Genomic DNA, 17,171 nt, shown 5'->3' with positions numbered 1-17,171 from the left:
GCGAGTTCGCTTTCGTGAGTCGGGGCGGGATCAGCGCGAGCCGTCGAGTTGCAGTTCGCGCACGCGCGGCTCCGCCTGCGGCACCGAGGCCGGCGCGGGCAGCGCGCTGACGTTGTCGCGCGGCTCGGCCGGGCGATCCTGACCCTGATCTTCGGCTGCCAGCGGATGAATCTCCACGAACCCGCGGTAAATCGAGAGCTCGACGTCGATGCCGTAGACCTGACGGATGATCTCCGACGAGTAGACATCGATCGGCGCACCGGCTGCGAGAATCTCACCGCCCTGCAAGAAGACGACCTGGTCGCAGAAGCGCGCCGCCTGATTGAGATCGTGAATCGCGATCACCGCGGCGACGCCACTCTCCCGAGCGATGCGCTGGGCGAGCGTCAGTGTCTCCCACTGGTAGCGGATGTCGAGAGCCGAAGTCGGTTCATCGAGCAGCAGGATCGTCGGATCCTGTGCCAGGGCCCGCGCGATGAGCACCCGCTGCGCCTGACCGCCCGAGAGCTCGCCCACCGAACGATCGGCCAGTTCCTCAAGCCCGAGCGCGGCGAGGGCGCGATCGACGTGCTCCCAATCCTCATCGCGCGGCCGTGTACCGAAGTACGGCGTGCGGCCGAGCAGCACCGACTCGCGCACGTCTTGGGAGAACGCGAGATTGATGTTCTGGGGCACGTAGGCGACCAGCTGCGCAAGGTCGCGCCGGGCGATCGTCGTGAGGTCGGTCTCCCCCTGCCAGGTCACTGTGCCCGCCTGCGGGCGATTGATGCCCGCGATCGTCTTGATGAGGGTGGACTTGCCGGCGCCGTTCGAACCGAGCAACCCCACGAGCTGGCCGGGCTGCACCTCAAGCCCGACCCCCTTGAGAATGTCGTGCTTGCCGTACGAGACCTGGAGCTGATCGACTGCGAGTGTCATGAGAGTGCCTTCTTTCGCGACAGGATGAGATAGATGAAGATCGGGGCACCGACGATGGCGTCGATGATGCCGACGGGCATGACCGCGGGGTTCACGATCTGACGGCCGACGATGTCGGCGACGATGAGCAGCAGCGCCCCGATGACGGCGGCGAACGGCAGCAAGAAGCGGTGGTTGCCGCCGATGAGCAGGCGGGCGATGTGCGGCCCCACGAGCCCCACGAAGCCGATGATGCCCATGAAACTGACGGCCACCGCCGTGAGCACCGTCGCGACCGCAATCAACTCGAAACGCACCCGGGTCACCGGCACCCCGAGGCTCTTCGCCGCGTCGTCACCGCCGAACGCGATCGCGTTCAGCGTGCCGCTGCGCAACTGCACCCACGGCAGCGCGACGAGCAGCAGCACGAGCAACGTCACCACTTGGTACCAGACCGAGTTGTTGACCGACCCCCACGTCCACCGCACGATCGCCGCGAGCACTTCGTCATCCGCGAAGTACTGGATCGCCGCCGTCAACGCCCCGAACAACTGGGTGAGCGCGATCCCGAGCAAAATCAGCGTTGTCGCCTCGAGTTTGCGACGCGACGCGAGCAGCAGCACGATCACCGTGTTCGCGATGCCCGCGACCAGCGCGCCGACCACGAGCAGGATGCCCGAGGCGGTCGCACCCGCCCCGAAGACGACGATCGCGAGCGAGGCGCCGAAGGCCGCGGCCGGCGCAATACCGAGGGTGAACGGACTGACGAGCGGGTTGCGCAGCAGGCCCTGGAACAGCACACCGGCGACCGCCAGGGCGATGCCGCCGAGAATCGCGAGACCCACGCGCGGCAAGCGCAGCTCCCAGATGACCGTCTGCGCTTTGAGCGATGCCGGGTCTGCGGGCGCGGTTCCGGTCGCCTTGCTCCAGATCGCGCCGAAGAGGTCTCCGATATCGGCGCCGGCCGTGCCCACGAGCACGCTGACCACCGAGGCGATCACGATCGCGGCGATACCGATGATGATCGTGATGACGTGGGTGCGGTAGCGGCTCGCGTACCGGGACTTCCGGCTCTGCGGGGTTGGCCCGTCTGCCGGCGGTTCACCGGGAGACCCGGCGGGCGGCCGTTCCAGGGTCGATGCGCTCATGCTCGTGCTCCGTTCAGTGCTTCGTGATGCGCGCGGTGTCAGCCGGCGTACTTGACGATGTAATCCGCTGCCGGTCGCGGTTCGACGCCCTGCAGTTCGAGCCAGGTACCGAAGTAGTCGTCGACGTCGACATCGGCGAACTCCTCGGGGTACAAGATCTTGGCGAGGGCAACCGAACCGATCTTCTTGCCGAGCGTGCTCCACAGGAAGTTGCTCGTGACGTAGATGTCGTCGTTCTGCACCGCGGTGATCTGATCCCAGCCGCCGCGATTCGCGATGGCCGCCGCCGCGTCTTGCAACTCCTGCTCATCGACCGGTTCGATCCCGGCGGTGAGCCCACCGACCGTGTTCTGAATGATGACGTCGGGGTTGCGGTCGATGATCTCGACCGGATCGACCGGATAGTTGTGGATCTTGGCGCTCTGGTCATCGGTGATGTTCACATCGCCGAAGATATTCTCGCCGCCCGCATCGACGATCTGGTCGTGGAAGCCCGAACCCGGCACGACGGTGCTGTACTCCGTCGAGCCCTCGAAGTAGACCTTCTTGCGCTCGTCCTCGGGAATGCCCTCGGTGTGCTCGGCAAGCGTCGCATCGATGCCGTCGTACAGCGCGGCGGCCTCGGCCGCCTGATCCTCGGTGCCGAGAATCTCGCCCAGTACCGGAATGAACTCGCGCAGCACCTCGGGATCCCAGCCCGTCACGACGAAGACATCGATGCCGAACGGCTCGAGCTTCTCGACCGCGTCCTCCCACGGACCATTGCGCATGACGAACGCGACCTGCGCACCGCTGTCGACCACCGTTTCCCAGTTCGGCTCGTCGTATGCGCCGACGCTCTGGGCATCGGCGAAGCTCGCCCAGTACTCCTTGTTGTTCGCGTTGAGCGGGTTCGCGGGGTCGGTCGCATCGCTGTGCGCGACAATCTTGTCGCCGCCGCCGACGAGACGCACGGCCTCGGCCTGGTATTGGAAGTCGGTGTAGACGGCGGTCACCGGCAGGTCGATCTCGACCTCGCGACCCAGCTCATCGACGAACGTCTGCGCGCCCGTCGGCTCGGCGGCCGAGGCGGCGTCTTCTCCGGGCGCCGTAGACGCCGTGGAGCAGCCGACCAGAGCACCGGCGGCGATGCCGAATGCCGCGATCGCGGCGACGGTTCGGGCGAACCGTTGTGTGGGTGAGGACATGTCGGTGGATCCTTTCGCGCGACGCCGGTTCGATCCGTGCGCCGTGAAGCTGAGTGAGTCCGCGCGTTCGGCGGGTGGACTCATTCGAGCAGCGTGAGGCACCGGGCGTCCAAGCACCAGGCGGAATGAGGAACCATCACTGATCCGCATGGTTGGGCGCGACGGGCGCGGGATCCGCGTCATCTCGCGGATCTCCACGCATTCGAGCGGGCGCAGCGTCTGCGGAGTGTGACGCGCGGGTGCCGACTCTTACGCGATGTGTCGCGCGGTGCGCGTCACATCGCGCAACTTCTCGCGTCGGGCGGGCGGGCGCGCCGCGCCGCGCAGCCAGGCCCGTCGCTCAGCCCAGCTCACCGCCCCAAACCGCCGAGACACCCTCCCCGTCACCGAATCTCCGCCTCGGGCGCGGTGACTCGACGCTGAGGGTGAGGTCTCGACAGGCCCATCGCGCAGCAGCAGCCGGGTCGCCGCAGACGCAGCCCCACCGCGCCTACGCCGAGAGGGCGCGCAAGCGCCGGTAGCGGTGCGCCGCGAAGAACTCGGTGAGGGCAGTGCGCGCGGTCTCTTCGAGCGCGGCATCGACGCCGCGGCGCGAGGCCAGATTGACGCCGATCTCACCGAGCTCGGGCAGCGACGGGCGCACTTCGAGACCGGCGGGAGCGGTATCGCCCGCCGCGGGCAGCACGGCAACTCCGAGTCCGGCGCGAGCCGCGGCAATCACGCCTTCGAGGCTGACCGACTCGACGGCGATCTGCACCTGGTAGCCCGCCTGGTTCAGTTCGTGCAGGGCGCGCTGGCGCATGCCGCACGGCTCCACGTAGGCGACGAGCGGCAGAGGTCCGTCTGCGGTCGGCGGCTCCCAGCCGGGGGCGGCGTACCACTGCAGTTGCAGCGATCCGATCTCCACACCCACTGTCTCGGCGCCGAACCCGAGAATCACCGCGAGGTCGACCTCGCCTCGACTCACCGCTTCGCTGATCTGCGTCGATCGATCGATCGTGAACTGCACCTGCTTGTCGGGGTACACCGCACTGATGGTGCGCAACAGCTCGGGGAGAATCTGCTCAGCTGCCGTCTCGGTCGAACCGATCGTCACTTGTTGGCGATGCCCGGTCTCGAGCCGGATGAGGGCCTCGTCGTGAGCGGCGAGAATGCGCCGGGCTTCGGCGAGCAATGCCTCGCCCGCGGTGGTGAAGCGAATCTTGCGGCCGTCGCGTTCGATGAGTGTCTGGCCGATGCGCTGCTCAAGCAGCCGAACGTGCTGGCTCACGGCCGGCTGGCTGAGGTGCAGCACCGTCGCGGCGCGGCCGAATCCCCCGTATTCCGAGATCGCGCGGAATGTCCGTAAGTGCGAGATCTCAAGAATAGATGACATAAGCCAAGCTTATGCCGAGCAATCGGAACGTCGGGAGCGAACCGACTTACTTCGTCACACGCAGTGCGGGAAAGCGCTCGCGCAGTGCGGTCAGCAGGCCGACCTCGTCGATCGTGCCGGTCACACGACCGGCGACCGCCTGCACCTCGGGCACCGCCTGGCCCATCGCAACCGAGTCTCCGCGCTTCGCGGCCCACTGCAGCATCTCGATGTCGTTGCGACCATCGCCCGCGGCGAAGACGCGCGAAGCGTCGATGCCGAGGTGCGAGGCGACAACCTCGAGTGCGCTCGCCTTCGTGACCCCGTCGGGCGCGATATCAAGCCACGACGTGCTGCCAACGGCGTACGAGACATGGGTGAGCCCCATCGTGCTCACGACATCAAGGAATTCCTCGAGGCGGTGATCGGGCGACACCACGACCACACGCGACGCCTGCACACCGAGCAGTTCTTCGAACGGCACCCGGCGCTGCGCCGACGGCAGCGTGCCAGTCGGAATCTCTTCGGTGTAGAGGAACCCGCCGTCGGCGAGCTCGACCGCGAATCGGGCGGTCACCAGCTGCGTACGAATCTTGCGCAGCGCATCACTCGGGTCAAACGCTTCCACGAACTCGCGGCGATAGGCGCGCGGTGCGAGCGCGTCGCGGCGCAGGGTGACGGCACCGTTGGCAGCGATGACCCACTCGGGGCGAATCTGCAGGCGCTCGACGATCGGCAGCGTCGCGTCGACGGAGCGCCCGGTCGCGATGACGACCTCGTGCCCCTGTTCGTGCAGGGAGCGGATCGCTGCGGCCAGATTCTGATCGATGTGACCGCCGGCCGGATCGTCGCCCGCCCCCGCACCGAACCCGTGGTTGAGCACGGTCCCGTCGAGGTCGAGCGCGATGAGGTGGCGTTCTGCGGCGGGAATGCGAGGGGCGAGGCTCATACGGTTAGGCTCCTGCGATCGGTGTCAAAACTTCGAGGCCGCCGAGGTAGGGGCGCAGCACCTCGGGAACGCGCACACTGCCGTCGGCCTGCTGGTGCGTCTCGAGGATCGCCACGATCCACCGAGTAGTCGCAAGCGTGCCGTTCAACGTCGCCACCGCCGCGGTCTTGCCGCTCTCCGTGCGATACCGCGTCGACAGGCGTCGCGCCTGATACGTCGTGCAGTTGCTCGTCGAGGTGAGCTCGCGGTACGCATCCTGCGTCGGCACCCACGCCTCGATGTCGAATTTGCGCGCGGCGCTGGAACCGAGGTCGCCGGCCGCGACGTCGATGACGCGGTAGTGCAGCCCGAGCGACTGCAGCATGTCTTCCTGCCACGCGACGAGGCGATCGTGCTCGGCCTCGGCGTCGGCCGGGTCGGTGTAGACGAACATCTCGAGCTTGTTGAACTGGTGCACGCGCAGAATGCCGCGGGTGTCTTTGCCGTGCGAGCCGGCCTCGCTGCGGTAGCAGGTAGACCAGCCGGCGTAGCGCAGCGGGCCGTCGTTCAGATCGATGATCTCGTCGGAGTGGTAGCCGGCGAGTGCGACCTCGCTCGTACCGGTGAGAAAGAGGTCTTGCGCCGGCAGGTGGTAGACCTCGTCGGCGTGCTCGCCGAGGAAGCCGGTGCCCTGCATGATCTCGGGCTTCACGAGCGTCGGCGTGATCAGCGGCGTGAAGCCGTGATCGAGTGCACGGTTGAGCGCGTGGTTCATGAGGGCCAGCTCGAGGCGGGCGCCGACGCCGCGCAAGAAGTAGAAGCGAGCGCCCGACACCTTCGCGCCGCGCTCCATGTCGATGGCGCCGAGCAATTCGCCGAGCTCCAGGTGATCGCGGGGCTCAAAGTCGAACGTGGGCTGCTCACCCACGGTGCGCAGCGTCACGAAGTTCTCTTCGCCGCCCGCGGGCACGCCGTCGATGATGAGGTTCTGAATGCTCAGCGCGAGCGTCTCGAACTCGGCCTCAGCGGCCTTCGCGCGCGCGTCAGCGGCCTTCACCGCGGCAGCGAGCTGCTGCGCCTGCGCAATGAGTGCGGGCTTCTCCTCTTTCGAGGCGGCTTTCACCTGCTTGCCGAACTCGTTCTGCTCGGCACGCAGCGACTCGAACTCGCCGAGCGCAGCACGACGACTCGCATCGGCGGCGAGCGCCTGATCTACCACCGCCTCGTCGTTTCCACGAGCGCGCTGCGAGCGCTTGACGGCTTCGGGATCGTTGCGGAGCAGTACTGGATCGATCACGCGCTCCAGCTTACCGGGGCGCAGCATCGGAACAGCCGGCCGGCGCTACGCTGGAGCCATGCCCGACACTCCCGCGCACTATCTGCCCAGTGCCGCTGTCGTGTACCAGCCATTCAAAACCGATCTCGCCGCTCTGCGCGCTGCGGTCGGCCAGTACGAGCAGTCGGCCGGCTGGGGAGCAACGCGCTGGTACGAGACCGATGCCGACGATGCGGGAGTGCGCGCGACCCGGCAGGCCGTCGCCGATGGGGCGAACGTGGTGCTCGGCAGCGGTGGCGACGGCACCGTGCGGGCGGTGGCCGAGGCGCTCAGAGGCACGGGGATCCCGCTCGCCATCGTGCCCCAGGGCACTGGCAATCTACTCGCCCGCAATCTCGGTGCGCCACTGAACCGCATCGACGATGTCGTGCGCGCCGCGTTCACTGGTCGCAATCGCCCGATCGACCTCGGTATCGCGCGCATCGTGCGCGCCGACGAGTCTGAAAGCGAACACGTCTTTCTCGTGCTCGCCGGCATGGGCCTCGATGCGCGCGCGATTTCGGCGACGAAGTCGACGCTCAAGAAGCGGGTCGGCTGGTTGGCGTATGTCGATGCCGGGGTGCGCACGATGTTCACCGATCGACCGCTGCAGATTCACTACTCCGTCGATCGATCGGCGGTGAAGCCGCTTTCCGTCTACACCGTGATGATCGGCAACTGCGGGCTGATGCCCGGCGGTGTGCTGCTCATTCCCGACGCCGAACTCGACGACGGCAAGCTCGACGTCGTCGCGTTGCGGCCACTCGGCCCGTTCTCATGGCTGCGCATCTGGAACAAGATCGGGTGGGAGAACGGCGTGCTTCGACGATCCCGCGCCGGCCGCAAGATCATCGACCTCGTCAACGACACCCGCAGCGTGTCGTACCTGCGCGCCGAACGGTACGCGCTCGCGGTGCCGAAACCCGAGCCGATTCAGCTCGACGGCGACGATTTCGGGCTCGCTCTGACGGTGACCGGCGAGGTCGATCCGGGCGCGCTTGTGGTGCGCGTACTCCCCGAGTGGCACGTGAACGCCTAGGGCCTGAGTAGGTGCCGGATCACCCGGCCGAGCTACGCTTCGCCGTCGGGGGTGCCTTCGATCACGCCGCGCAACCAATCGCGGGCGTCGCGGAACCGATCATTGTCGTGCAGGTCGCGCACCGTCGCAGTGACGCGGTCGGCGCGGGGGTATGACCCGAGGAAGGTCATCTTGGGGCTGAAGCGCTTCACGCCGAGCAGTGCGTCGGCGACGCGCTCGTCTTTGACGTGCCCCTCGGCGTCGATGACGAAGCGGTACCGCCCCATGCGGTCGCCGATCGGGCGCGAGGCAAGCAGCGTGAGGTTCACACCACGCGCTGCGAACTGCTCAAGCAGGTCGAGCAGCGCACCGGGGCGGTCTTCCGGGAGCTCGACGATGAGTGAGGTCTTATCGGCGCCGGTCGGTTCTGCCACGGGCACGCTGCGACTCACGAGCACGAAGCGCGTCATCGCGTCGGGGTTCTCGGCAATGCCTTCGGCGAGCACGTCGACGTCGTAGTGGTCTTCGATGCCCGGGGGCGCGATCGCCGCGTCGATGCCTTTTTCGGGGGCGAAGAGGTCTGCTGCCGCTTGCACGTTCGACGTGGCGATGAGGTGCCGATGGGTCGGTCGCGCGTCGTCGAGCCAGGCACGGCACTGCGCGTAGGCGACCGGGTGACCAGACACGACGTTGATGTCGGCGAGCGACGTGCCACGACGCGCGACGAGCACGAAGCGCACGGGCACCAGATACTCGCCGACGATGCGCAGACCAGGAATCGTGGCCAGGGCGTCTTGCGCCACGGTCACTCCGCCGTCGATCGAGTTCTCGATCGCGATCATCGCCGCGTCGCTGGCACCGGTGACGACGTCGTTGAGCGCCTCACCGAGATTGTCGACGGGATGCCAGTGCTGGCCGACGGCTTCGGGCACCTGCTTCAGCGCCGCCTCCGTAAAGGTTCCCGCCGGCCCCAGGTAGGAGTATCGGCGGGAAGCGGAGGATTCGTGCGACATGCCCCTGAGCGTACCGGAGGAGTGCTCCCCCGGATCGCCTACGGCGTTACGAACCGAGCACCCGGGCCACGAGCGCCTGCGCAGCCGCCTGCACCTCTGCGAGGTGTTCGGGCCCGCGGAATGACTCGGCATAGATCTTCATCACGTCTTCGGTGCCCGACGGCCGCGCCGCGAACCAAGCGTGCTCGGTCTGCACCTTGAGCCCGCCGATCGGTGCGTCGTTGCCGGGCGCGGTGGTGCGAATCGCGGTGATCGGATCACCCGCGAGCTCGGTGTCGGTGACGTCGTCGGGTGAAAGCGCCCCGAGGCGCGCCTTTTGATCGGGCGTCGCAGCGGCGTCGACTCGCGCATATGCTGGGTCGCCGAAGCGTTCGGTCAGTTCGCGGTAGCGCTCCGACGGCGACTGACCGGTCACGGCCTGAATCTCGGCCGCGAGCAGGGCGAGCAGAATGCCGTCTTTGTCGGTGCTCCAGGCACTGCCGTCGAAGCAGAGGAACGATGCACCGGCGCTCTCTTCGCCGCCGAACACCACTGAGCCGTCTGAGAGGCCGGGCACGAACCATTTGAAGCCGACCGGCACCTCGGTGAGCGTGCGCCCGTGCGCGGCGACCACGCGGTCGATGATGCCCGATGACACGAGCGTCTTGCCGATGCCAGCCGTCGGCGACCAGTCGGGGCGGTGCGCGAGCAGGTAGTCGATGGCGACCGCGAGGTAGTGGTTCGGGTTCATGAGCCCGTCTGCGGTGACGATGCCGTGGCGGTCGGCGTCGGCGTCGTTGCCCGTGATGATCGCGTACGGGCCGCGGTACGCGTCGACCGTCGACATCACGTGGGTCGACGACGGGTCCATGCGAATCTTGCCGTCCCAATCGAGGTGCATGAATTCCCACTGCGGGTCGACGCCGGGGCCGAGCACCGTGAGGTCGATGTCGACACGATCGCGGATCGCCTCCCAGTAGGCGACGCTCGCGCCTCCGAGCGGGTGCACCGCGAGCGGCACCCCGGTTGCTCGAATCGCATCGAGATCGATAGCTTCGCCGAGCGTATCGACGTACGCCGCGAGGTAGTCATACCGCTCGACCGCCTCGACCTCAGCATCGGTCGCGCGGGCGATCGTCGTGCCCGCTTCGAGCAACTCGTTCGCACGCGCGGCGATCCACCCCGTCGCATCGGTGTCGGCAGGCCCCCCGTGCGGAGGGTTGTATTTGAAGCCGCCGTCGCGGGGCGGGTTGTGGCTCGGGGTCACCACGATGCCGTCGGCGCGGCCGGGGTCGTCGGCCGCGAGCCCGCGATTGTGCCGCAGAATCGCGTGGCTCAGTGCCGGCGTCGGCACGAACGCGGCTTCGCCATCGCCCACACCGGTTTCACCGGCCGCTGCGAGCACGCGCACTCCTGCGGCGAGCAGCACCTCGATCGCGGTGCGCTCTGCCGGTGCCGACAGCGCGTGGGTGTCGGCACCGATGAACAGCGGCCCGGCGATGCCCTGCGCTGCGCGGTACTCGGCGATCGCGGCACTGATTGCCGCGATGTGCGCTTCGTTGAAGGAGCCCGTGAGCGACGAACCGCGGTGCCCCGACGTGCCGAATGCCACGCGCTGCCACGTGATCGACGGATCGGGCGTCACCGCACTGTACGCGGTGAGCAGTTCGTCGACGTCGATGAGGTCTTCGGTGCGCGCTGGGGATCCGGCTCGTTCGTGCATGGGTCCAGTGTGCCAGGCGCCCCCGACATTGAGGCCGAGGGCGCCCGGTCGAGTTAGCCTTGCGGCACGGCGGCTATCGCCGTCAGCTCAACGAGCATGGTCGGCCGTGCGAGTTCCGCCACACCCACAGCACAGCGCACCGGCACCGTATCGCCGAATCGCCGCGCGTACACCTCGTTGAACGCCGCGCGATGCTCGGAAAGCCCGCGCAGGTAGATCGTAAGGTGGGCGACGTCGTCGAGGGTGGCCCCCACCTCCGCGAGATCGGCTGCGAGCGCATTGATGACCGCTTCAGACTGCGCGACAATGCCGTCAACGAGCTCACCCGCAGCGTTCAGCGGGATCACGGTCGTGTATGCGGTGTTGCCGATTACGGTGATGCTCGACGACAACGCGCCTCCCGACTCGGGTGGTATGCGTCGCACCTGCGCGCTCATACTTGGCCATCTTCGGGCTCGAACCCCGCGTCGTACATGCGCTTCCAGTTTCCGACGAACACCTGCTGCGCCTCCTCCGCGGTCAAGAGGCCGCGCTCGACGAGTCGATCGCGCACCTCTCCGAATTTATAAAAGTCGAAGTTGTCGATCCAGGCTTCAGGCGGCGGTGCGATGTCGGCACGAGACGCACCTTGCTGGGGCTTGCGGCTCCAGCGCCCGTTTCGCATCCAGGTGAGGTTGCCTGCGGGGGCGTTCGGGTCGAGATCGGATCCGTAGGCGACGTGGTCGACGCCGAGCAGTTCGACGTGACGCGCGATGAGCTCGGCCGATCCATCGAGCGAGGCCGCGTAGGCGCCGGCGATGTTGTTGTACGTGCACACCCCCAGCACGCCGCCGTTCGCCACCAGCGCGCGGAGCACATCGTCCCCCTTGTTGCGGGCGTGGTCGTAGATCGATCGGGCGTTCGCGTGGTTGATCGCCACGGGGCGGTGCGATGCCTCGATCGCCTCGAGCGAGGTGCGCTCACCGACGTGCGAGAGGTCGACGATCATGCCGACGCGATTCATCTCGGCGACGACCTCGTGCCCGAACCGCGACAGCCCGGAGTCGACCGGTTCGTAGCACGACGAGCCGATCGCGTTTTGAATGTTGTACGTCAGCTGCACGATGCGCACTCCCAGGTGCCAGAAGTGCTCGATGAACCCGATGCGGTCGTTGAACAGCGACGAGTTCTGGGTGCCGAGCACGATCGCAACGCGATCGGTGGCGATCGCCGCATTGATGTCGGCTCCCGAGCGCGCGATGAGTGCGACGTCGCCGTGCTCTCGCACGAGATCGTTCCACCCGGTCAGTACGTCCATGGTCTCGAGCGCATCCTCCCAGAACGATGCAGTGACGGTGACGGCTCGCACGCCGCCGTCGCGCAGCTGCTGCAGTGTTTGCCGGTCGTACCGCCCGCATTGCAGTCCGTCGATCACGGTCGATCGATACGCGCTGGTCATGCCAGTACCGCCCGCTCCGTGCCCTGCGCTTCGCGTCGCAAGTGCAGATAGGTCTCTTCGCTCACTTCGCCGAGCAGGTTTCCTTCATCGTCGTACAACTGCGATCCGGCGTGCCGGCGCGACAATTCCGAGTCGGGGGTGAGCGCGGCATTCGACTCGTGGAACAGCCGCCAGAACTGCTCGGCGTCGAGCTCATACCCGTCGAGCAGAATGCGCCGCATGCGTTCGCCCGCGGCCCCCTCCGCCGGGTGCACCGGCAACGATGGCACCGCACGCGGGGTGAGGATCGCCCGATCCCCGGAATCCGATTCAGCTCCCTGGGGCAGTTCAACCTCGAACGCGACGCCGCGCACGGCGGCATAGTCGCCGAGGGCGGCGGCGATCCGGATACCCGGTGTCGCGATGACCTCGACCCGCGTCTCACCGCGTGCTGCGGCGAGCGCGAGCTCGTCGACGAGCGCCGGGAGCAGCACGAGCGCTGCGGTGGAATGTCCGTCGAGCACGACCCCGGCTTCGGTGTGCGCGACCGCGAAGCTCGTGCGGGCGTCGGCGTACGCACCGCTGAGCCGTTCCATCTCGGTAACCGCATCGAAGCCCTCGGCTTCGGCTGCCATGATCGCGTCTCTGACGGCGTTCACGGCGAAGCCGGGCAGCGACTGCGCGTGCAGGTAACGGCCCACCATGTGCCGCATTTCGCGGGCCGATGCTCGCATTCGGGTGGTCATCGTGCGGCTCCGATCGTCGCAGTGGGCATCTGGGGGTAGCGGGTCTCGAGTTCGAGGCCCTCGTTCAAGTCGGCGGCCGTGGGGGCGCCGAGGTAGATGAGGCCGAGCACGTTGCGATCGTCTCCTTCGTCGACGGTGCGCAGCAGTCCGTGCACGGCCGAGTTCATGAAACGCACGATGGAGACGGGCACGAAGCTCTCGTCGAGCATGTTCATGTGGGGTGAGTGGAAGCGAAATTCGCGCAGGGATTGCATGCGCTCGATCGCGGCGCGCAGGTCGGGGCGTTCGCGCAGCAGCTCCCCCACGTTCGTCGCGGGGCTGGTCGAGAGTGCCGCGTGCAGGGCTTGCACGGACGTCGGCAGGTCGAGCGCCCAGTTGTGGCCGCCCTCGACTTCGGTCGCCGCACCGCGACGCGGCTCCTCGGCATCTGCCGACTTGTACCAGACGAAGTGCCGGGCTCCCGCCCCGCTCATGTCGATGTCGAGCGCCCAACGGTAGTCGCGCTCGATGATCTCGGCGAGCTCGCTCGTCGGCATGACGGCATCGGCGACGAACTGCTCGGAGCGAATGCCGCCCTCGAGCGCCTGCTCGATGCGTTCGTAAGGCAGCAGCTCGAGCAGATTGGCCGCGACGAGCTCCCAGGCTTCGTCTCCAATGCGCCCCTCGAGTCGGTCGAGCATCTCTGCGCCAGTGGTCGACCCCGCGGCGAGTAGGTCATCGAGTTCGGCGATGGCCGTATTGAGCTGCACCGCGACCTGATGCGGGTCGTCGAAGCGGCTGTAGTGATATGGGTCGACACGGGCAAAGTCGGCTGCGCGGTGCAGCAGATCGCGATACTGCTCCGCAGCGCCGAACTCGCCGGCCGGGCCGTCGCCTCGCGCGGCATCGAGTGCGAGCGGTATCTGCGCCGCCTCGGCGAGCAGCGTCTGGCGCTGCTCGAGCCAGGTGCTGATGAGCATGGGGTGGGTGTTCACGAAGAACAGCAGGCCGAGCGCGGAGCCGTTGCCGATGCCGATCATGCGGCGCACTTCGCGGTCGAGCACTGCCGCATCGGGGTCGCGGTGACGCGCCATCTGCTCGACGAGGTCGGCCGCGAATTCGCGCATGATGTAGGCGGAGAGCAATTGCGCGTGCAGCGGCAGCCGCAGTGCGTGGTCGGATTCGAGGGTCAAGAACGAGCGCGTCAAGAACGTGCCGTTGCCGTCGAGACCCGTGTTGCGCATGAGGTACCCGACCTCCCACAGCGCGCGCAGGTCGGGCTGGTTCCCCGCGGCGAGCGCCTCGACCGTGTGGTCGAAGGCACGGAAGCTGCGATTTGAGCGGGCCCAGGTCAGGGTGCCGGGCACCGCGCGACCCGCGTAGAGCTTGGGCAGCTCGGTCCGCGTCTGCGCGCGATCCTCAGCGGCCGTGGGCCCCTCGATCAGCGCTCCCATCATGTCCCAGTTCTGACCGGTGATGCGCCCGGTGCGGCCGTCGAGTGTCGGTTCGAAGCTGAACACGACGAAGTCGAAGACCTGGCCGGTGCCCGTCGTCACTCGGTAGAGCGCTTCACCCTCCGCGCGATCGTCGATGTCGAAGTTCACGATCTCGAACGTCCACGCCTCCCGCTGCATCTTCTCGAGCAGACTGCGCCCTGCGGAGATGCGGCTTGCGGGCAGCGACTGCAACCGGCTCGGCTGCAGCAGCAGGTCGGGATCGAGAATCCGGCGCGGCACCGGAACGATCGGGGGCGTGGGGAACATCGGCACTCCTTTGTGGTGAGGGGGTATTACGCGAGAAGGATTCCCGCGCTCTGCTGTGTCAGATCTTCGATCGCGCGGGCGCCGGCCTCGAGGGTGGAGAGCACGTGATCCGGCTTCGTGCGGCCGTGCGGCCAGTGGGCCGACAGGGCGAACCGCACCCGACCGGGCGTGCGACCGACGGGAACCGCGACGATTTCGATGGGGTCGAACTCGTCATCGACGAGCATCGCGTAGCCCGTGCTGCGCACCTCCGTGCGGTGGGCCGCCGAAGGAAGCTCCACGCCGGCTCGCTGCAGTCGGGCGAGATCGTCGTCGCCGAGGTAGCTCGCGAGTACCGAGCCGAGCGCGCTCCCGGCGATCCCGAACCGCTGGCCGTGCTCGAGCGACACGTGCACGTTGCGGGGCGGCAGGCCGCGACCCACGATGGTGACGGAGTCGCCGTCGAGTGTGCCGAGCGAGGTGCCCTCCCCCAGTTCCTCGGCGAGCCGTGTGAGTTCCTCGGCGATGCGCTGATCGACGCTGGCGTGGCGCAGTGCGGCCTGTGCGACGCGCACAGGGGCGAACGTCAGCGTGTAGGCGCCCTGCGAGTCGGCGCGCAGCCACCCTGCAGCGACCAGCGTCACCAGTTGGCGGTGCACCATCGATCGGGAGCCGCCGACCCGTCGCGCAAGTTCGGAAACACCGAAGGGAGCGCTGGTCTTCGCGATCTCTTCGAGCAGGCGCAACATCTTGAGGTTCGAGGTCAGCGGCGCCGTGCCACTGCCTGCTGAAACACTCTCAGTCATGATTTCTCCAGTCATTTGTCACTTATTCAGTGACGATATTGCGCATTGAATGACATGAAGTTAGCCATCTCTGCGCAATCCGTCAACTCGATCTTCTGCGCACCATCGCCACGCCGTCAGCGTGAAGCATCGGTAACGATGCGCAAATCACACTTGACGGCGCGCGTGGCACCGGTAATATCGCTCTCACTGCTTCCCAAATGAGAAACAGTTGTCACGATATGGTTGACACTAGTTTGGACGACGAGGTCTGGCAAGCCCTCCACTCGAAACAGTGCACCAGCGACACCCGACACCGAAAGGAATCGCGTTATGGCATCGAGGCCAATGCGACACGCAGTGGGGGCCACGGCCCTGCTGCTCGCCGGCGTACTCACGGTCACGGGCTGCGCAAGCGGCGCGCAGCAGGCGGGAGGGGCTTCGACGGCGAAGTCCGGAACCCTGGTCATCGATCAGGCCTTCACAGCCCAGTCGATCGATCCGGCGACAATCTTCCAGGTGACCGACGCGATCACGGCGAGCGGCCTTTACCAGACGCTCTTCACCTACATCGACAACGTCGCCGAGCCGCAGCCGCTGCTCGCCGAGTCGATCACCGCGAACGATGCGGCGACCGAATTCACAATCGCGTTGCGCACTGACGCCGTCTTCGAGAACGGCAATCCGGTCACCGCGGCCGACGTCGTATTCTCACTGAACCGGCTGAAGCACCTGCAGGCGAGTCCGGCATATCGCATGGATGGCGTGACGGTCACCGAGATCGACGAGCACACCGTGCAGCTCACCACCGAGAACGCGGCGCCGTACATCGAGCACACGCTCACAGCGCCGCCACTCGCCATTGTCGACGACGAGGCCGTGCGCGCCGCAGGCGGCACCGACGCCGAAGACGCCGCCGACACCGACACAGCGGGCCAGCTCTTCACCCAACCCGACAACGGCGTCGGCAGCGGCCCCTACACGCTCGAGAGCTACGATACGAACTCGCAGATCGTGCTGGTGCAGAACGAGAACTACTGGGGTGACGCCCCCGCCTACGATCGCATCGTGATCCGCAACGTCAACAATGCGCAGCAGCAGAAGGCGAACATCGAAGGCGGAGAGAGCCAGATCGCGCTCGATATTCCGGGCCGCATCGCCGAAGGCATGGAATCCGAGGCGCTCCAGGTGCAGTCCTCGTCGTCTCCGGAGGTGCTCTACCTGGCGCTCTCGCAGAAGTCGGGGTCCGCGACGGCCGATCCCGACATCGTCGAGGCGATCAAGACCGGTATCGACTACGAAGCACTGCGCACGCTGGTCGGCGCCGGAGCAAAGGAAGCCACAGGCATCATCCCCTCGATGATGCTCGGCGCGCTTCCCGCGTCGGATGCACCGAAGTCGGACCCGGAAGCCGCGAAGCAGCTGCTCGCCGACACGGGTAAAAGCGGCACAGAGATCAGTCTCGACTACGCGAACGACTACACGCGTCTCGCCGGCATCGACTACAACATCCTCGCCCAGGGCCTGCAGACCCAGCTGGAGGCGATCGGGCTGAAGGTCACCCTGAACCCCACACCGACCTCGACCTCGCTGCAGCGCTACGTCGACGGCGACACCGAGATGGCGCTCTGGTCGTGGCCGCCGGACACGGCGGACGCCTCAGACGAGCTCGTCTTCGCACCCGGTGGCCTCATCGGTGAGCGCGTGCACTGGCCGGCGGATGCCGCCCCCGAGGTCGCCGCGCTCGCCGAGCAGGCACGCGTCGCGACCGGTGACGATCGCGAGGCGGCGTTCAGCGCTTGGAATGCCGCGATGAACGAGGAGGCGCCATTCGCGTTCCTGCTCGAGCCGTCGTTCTTCCTGGTGGCCTCCTCCAGCGTCGAGCACGTCAGCCACGACCCGCTCGCCGCCATCAACCTCTCCCAGGTCAAGTAGGAGTA

15 protein-coding genes are annotated in these 17,171 nt (G+C 67.2%); 2 read left to right on the top strand and 13 right to left on the bottom strand.

What is annotated here, in order from left to right:
* Positions 1–30: 30 nt before the first annotated feature.
* The 6 genes from ACZF5Y_RS02275 to serS all read right to left on the bottom strand — a co-directional run bounded on the left by ACZF5Y_RS02275 (position 31) and on the right by serS (position 6,811).
* Positions 31–918, bottom strand: coding sequence for an ABC transporter ATP-binding protein (locus tag ACZF5Y_RS02275; RefSeq protein WP_497534213.1), 888 nt, complete (start codon positions 916–918; stop codon positions 31–33).
* Positions 915–2,045, bottom strand: a complete 1,131-nt coding sequence (locus ACZF5Y_RS02270; protein WP_497534212.1) for a FecCD family ABC transporter permease — start codon at positions 2,043–2,045, stop codon at positions 915–917. Before ACZF5Y_RS02270 ends, ACZF5Y_RS02275 begins: the two co-directional genes overlap by 4 nt.
* 38 nt (positions 2,046–2,083) lie before the next feature.
* Complete coding sequence (locus tag ACZF5Y_RS02265) at positions 2,084–3,232, bottom strand: ABC transporter substrate-binding protein (protein ID WP_497534211.1); 1,149 nt, start codon at positions 3,230–3,232, stop codon at positions 2,084–2,086.
* Positions 3,233–3,722: 490 nt separating this feature from the next.
* Positions 3,723–4,607, bottom strand: a complete 885-nt coding sequence (locus tag ACZF5Y_RS02260) for a LysR family transcriptional regulator (RefSeq protein ID WP_497534210.1) — start codon at positions 4,605–4,607, stop codon at positions 3,723–3,725.
* Positions 4,608–4,653: 46 nt separating this feature from the next.
* On the bottom strand, positions 4,654–5,535 hold the full coding sequence (locus tag ACZF5Y_RS02255; RefSeq protein WP_497534209.1) for an HAD family hydrolase: 882 nt from the start codon (positions 5,533–5,535) through the stop codon (positions 4,654–4,656).
* A gap of 4 nt (positions 5,536–5,539) precedes the next feature.
* Positions 5,540–6,811 (bottom strand): serine--tRNA ligase, encoded by a 1,272-nt coding sequence (serS, locus tag ACZF5Y_RS02250; protein WP_497534208.1) that lies wholly within the window; start codon positions 6,809–6,811, stop codon positions 5,540–5,542.
* A 58-nt stretch (positions 6,812–6,869) separates the two neighbouring features.
* Here serS and ACZF5Y_RS02245 point away from each other — a divergent pair, with 58 nt between their 5' ends.
* Entirely contained in the window at positions 6,870–7,868 is a 999-nt protein-coding gene (locus tag ACZF5Y_RS02245; RefSeq protein WP_497534207.1) for a diacylglycerol/lipid kinase family protein, read from the top strand.
* Positions 7,869–7,900: 32 nt separating this feature from the next.
* On the opposite strand, the gene pheA is transcribed toward ACZF5Y_RS02245, so the two are convergent.
* From pheA to ACZF5Y_RS02210, 7 genes are read right to left on the bottom strand one after another with little or no spacing between them, the layout of a single operon-like run.
* On the bottom strand, positions 7,901–8,860 hold the full coding sequence (gene pheA / locus ACZF5Y_RS02240) for a prephenate dehydratase (protein ID WP_497534206.1): 960 nt from the start codon (positions 8,858–8,860) through the stop codon (positions 7,901–7,903).
* 46 nt (positions 8,861–8,906) lie between these two features.
* Entirely contained in the window at positions 8,907–10,562 is a 1,656-nt protein-coding gene (pgm, locus tag ACZF5Y_RS02235; protein ID WP_497534205.1) for a phosphoglucomutase (alpha-D-glucose-1,6-bisphosphate-dependent), read from the bottom strand.
* 53 nt (positions 10,563–10,615) lie between these two features.
* Positions 10,616–10,999, bottom strand: coding sequence for a RidA family protein (locus ACZF5Y_RS02230; RefSeq protein ID WP_497534204.1), 384 nt, complete (start codon positions 10,997–10,999; stop codon positions 10,616–10,618).
* On the bottom strand, positions 10,996–12,000 hold the full coding sequence (locus ACZF5Y_RS02225; protein WP_497534203.1) for a membrane dipeptidase: 1,005 nt from the start codon (positions 11,998–12,000) through the stop codon (positions 10,996–10,998). The genes ACZF5Y_RS02230 and ACZF5Y_RS02225 overlap by 4 nt, the downstream gene beginning before the upstream one ends.
* A complete protein-coding gene (locus ACZF5Y_RS02220; RefSeq protein ID WP_497534202.1) occupies positions 11,997–12,725 on the bottom strand; it encodes a hypothetical protein in 729 nt (242 codons plus the stop codon). Before ACZF5Y_RS02220 ends, ACZF5Y_RS02225 begins: the two co-directional genes overlap by 4 nt.
* Positions 12,722–14,467, bottom strand: a complete 1,746-nt coding sequence (locus tag ACZF5Y_RS02215; protein ID WP_497534201.1) for a hypothetical protein — start codon at positions 14,465–14,467, stop codon at positions 12,722–12,724. Before ACZF5Y_RS02215 ends, ACZF5Y_RS02220 begins: the two co-directional genes overlap by 4 nt.
* A gap of 26 nt (positions 14,468–14,493) precedes the next feature.
* Positions 14,494–15,252 carry an IclR family transcriptional regulator gene (locus tag ACZF5Y_RS02210; protein WP_497534200.1) on the bottom strand — a complete coding sequence of 253 codons (759 nt, stop codon included), beginning with the start codon at positions 15,250–15,252 and terminating at the stop codon, positions 14,494–14,496.
* A gap of 312 nt (positions 15,253–15,564) precedes the next feature.
* On the opposite strand from ACZF5Y_RS02210, the gene ACZF5Y_RS02205 reads away from it, so the two are divergent.
* The gene (locus tag ACZF5Y_RS02205) at positions 15,565–17,166 is read left to right on the top strand and encodes an ABC transporter substrate-binding protein (RefSeq protein ID WP_497534199.1); all 1,602 of its coding nucleotides are present in this window, start codon (positions 15,565–15,567) and stop codon (positions 17,164–17,166) included.
* Positions 17,167–17,171: the final 5 nt, after the last annotated feature.

It is taken from the genome of Leucobacter sp. WKLB1, from assembly GCF_059696215.1.
The sequence above is the reverse complement of the archived record's forward strand: the minus strand, read 5'-3'. Positions and strand labels throughout refer to the sequence as shown.

Bases quoted from the DNA above. Each gene is read 5' to 3' on its own strand.
- ACZF5Y_RS02255 (WP_497534209.1), bottom strand. From the start codon at position 5,535: ATGAGCCTCGCCCCTCGCATTCCCGCCGCAGAACGCCACCTCATCGCG.
- ACZF5Y_RS02265 (WP_497534211.1), bottom strand. From the start codon at position 3,232: ATGTCCTCACCCACACAACGGTTCGCCCGAACCGTCGCCGCGATCGCG.
- ACZF5Y_RS02260 (WP_497534210.1), bottom strand. From the start codon at position 4,607: ATGTCATCTATTCTTGAGATCTCGCACTTACGGACATTCCGCGCGATC.
- ACZF5Y_RS02220 (WP_497534202.1), bottom strand. From the start codon at position 12,725: ATGACCACCCGAATGCGAGCATCGGCCCGCGAAATGCGGCACATGGTG.
- ACZF5Y_RS02245 (WP_497534207.1), top strand. From the start codon at position 6,870: ATGCCCGACACTCCCGCGCACTATCTGCCCAGTGCCGCTGTCGTGTAC.
- ACZF5Y_RS02275 (WP_497534213.1), bottom strand. From the start codon at position 918: ATGACACTCGCAGTCGATCAGCTCCAGGTCTCGTACGGCAAGCACGAC.
- pgm (WP_497534205.1), bottom strand. From the start codon at position 10,562: ATGCACGAACGAGCCGGATCCCCAGCGCGCACCGAAGACCTCATCGAC.
- ACZF5Y_RS02215 (WP_497534201.1), bottom strand. From the start codon at position 14,467: ATGTTCCCCACGCCCCCGATCGTTCCGGTGCCGCGCCGGATTCTCGAT.
- ACZF5Y_RS02210 (WP_497534200.1), bottom strand. From the start codon at position 15,252: ATGACTGAGAGTGTTTCAGCAGGCAGTGGCACGGCGCCGCTGACCTCG.
- ACZF5Y_RS02225 (WP_497534203.1), bottom strand. From the start codon at position 12,000: ATGACCAGCGCGTATCGATCGACCGTGATCGACGGACTGCAATGCGGG.
- pheA (WP_497534206.1), bottom strand. From the start codon at position 8,860: ATGTCGCACGAATCCTCCGCTTCCCGCCGATACTCCTACCTGGGGCCG.
- ACZF5Y_RS02205 (WP_497534199.1), top strand. From the start codon at position 15,565: ATGGCATCGAGGCCAATGCGACACGCAGTGGGGGCCACGGCCCTGCTG.
- ACZF5Y_RS02270 (WP_497534212.1), bottom strand. From the start codon at position 2,045: ATGAGCGCATCGACCCTGGAACGGCCGCCCGCCGGGTCTCCCGGTGAA.
- ACZF5Y_RS02230 (WP_497534204.1), bottom strand. From the start codon at position 10,999: ATGAGCGCGCAGGTGCGACGCATACCACCCGAGTCGGGAGGCGCGTTG.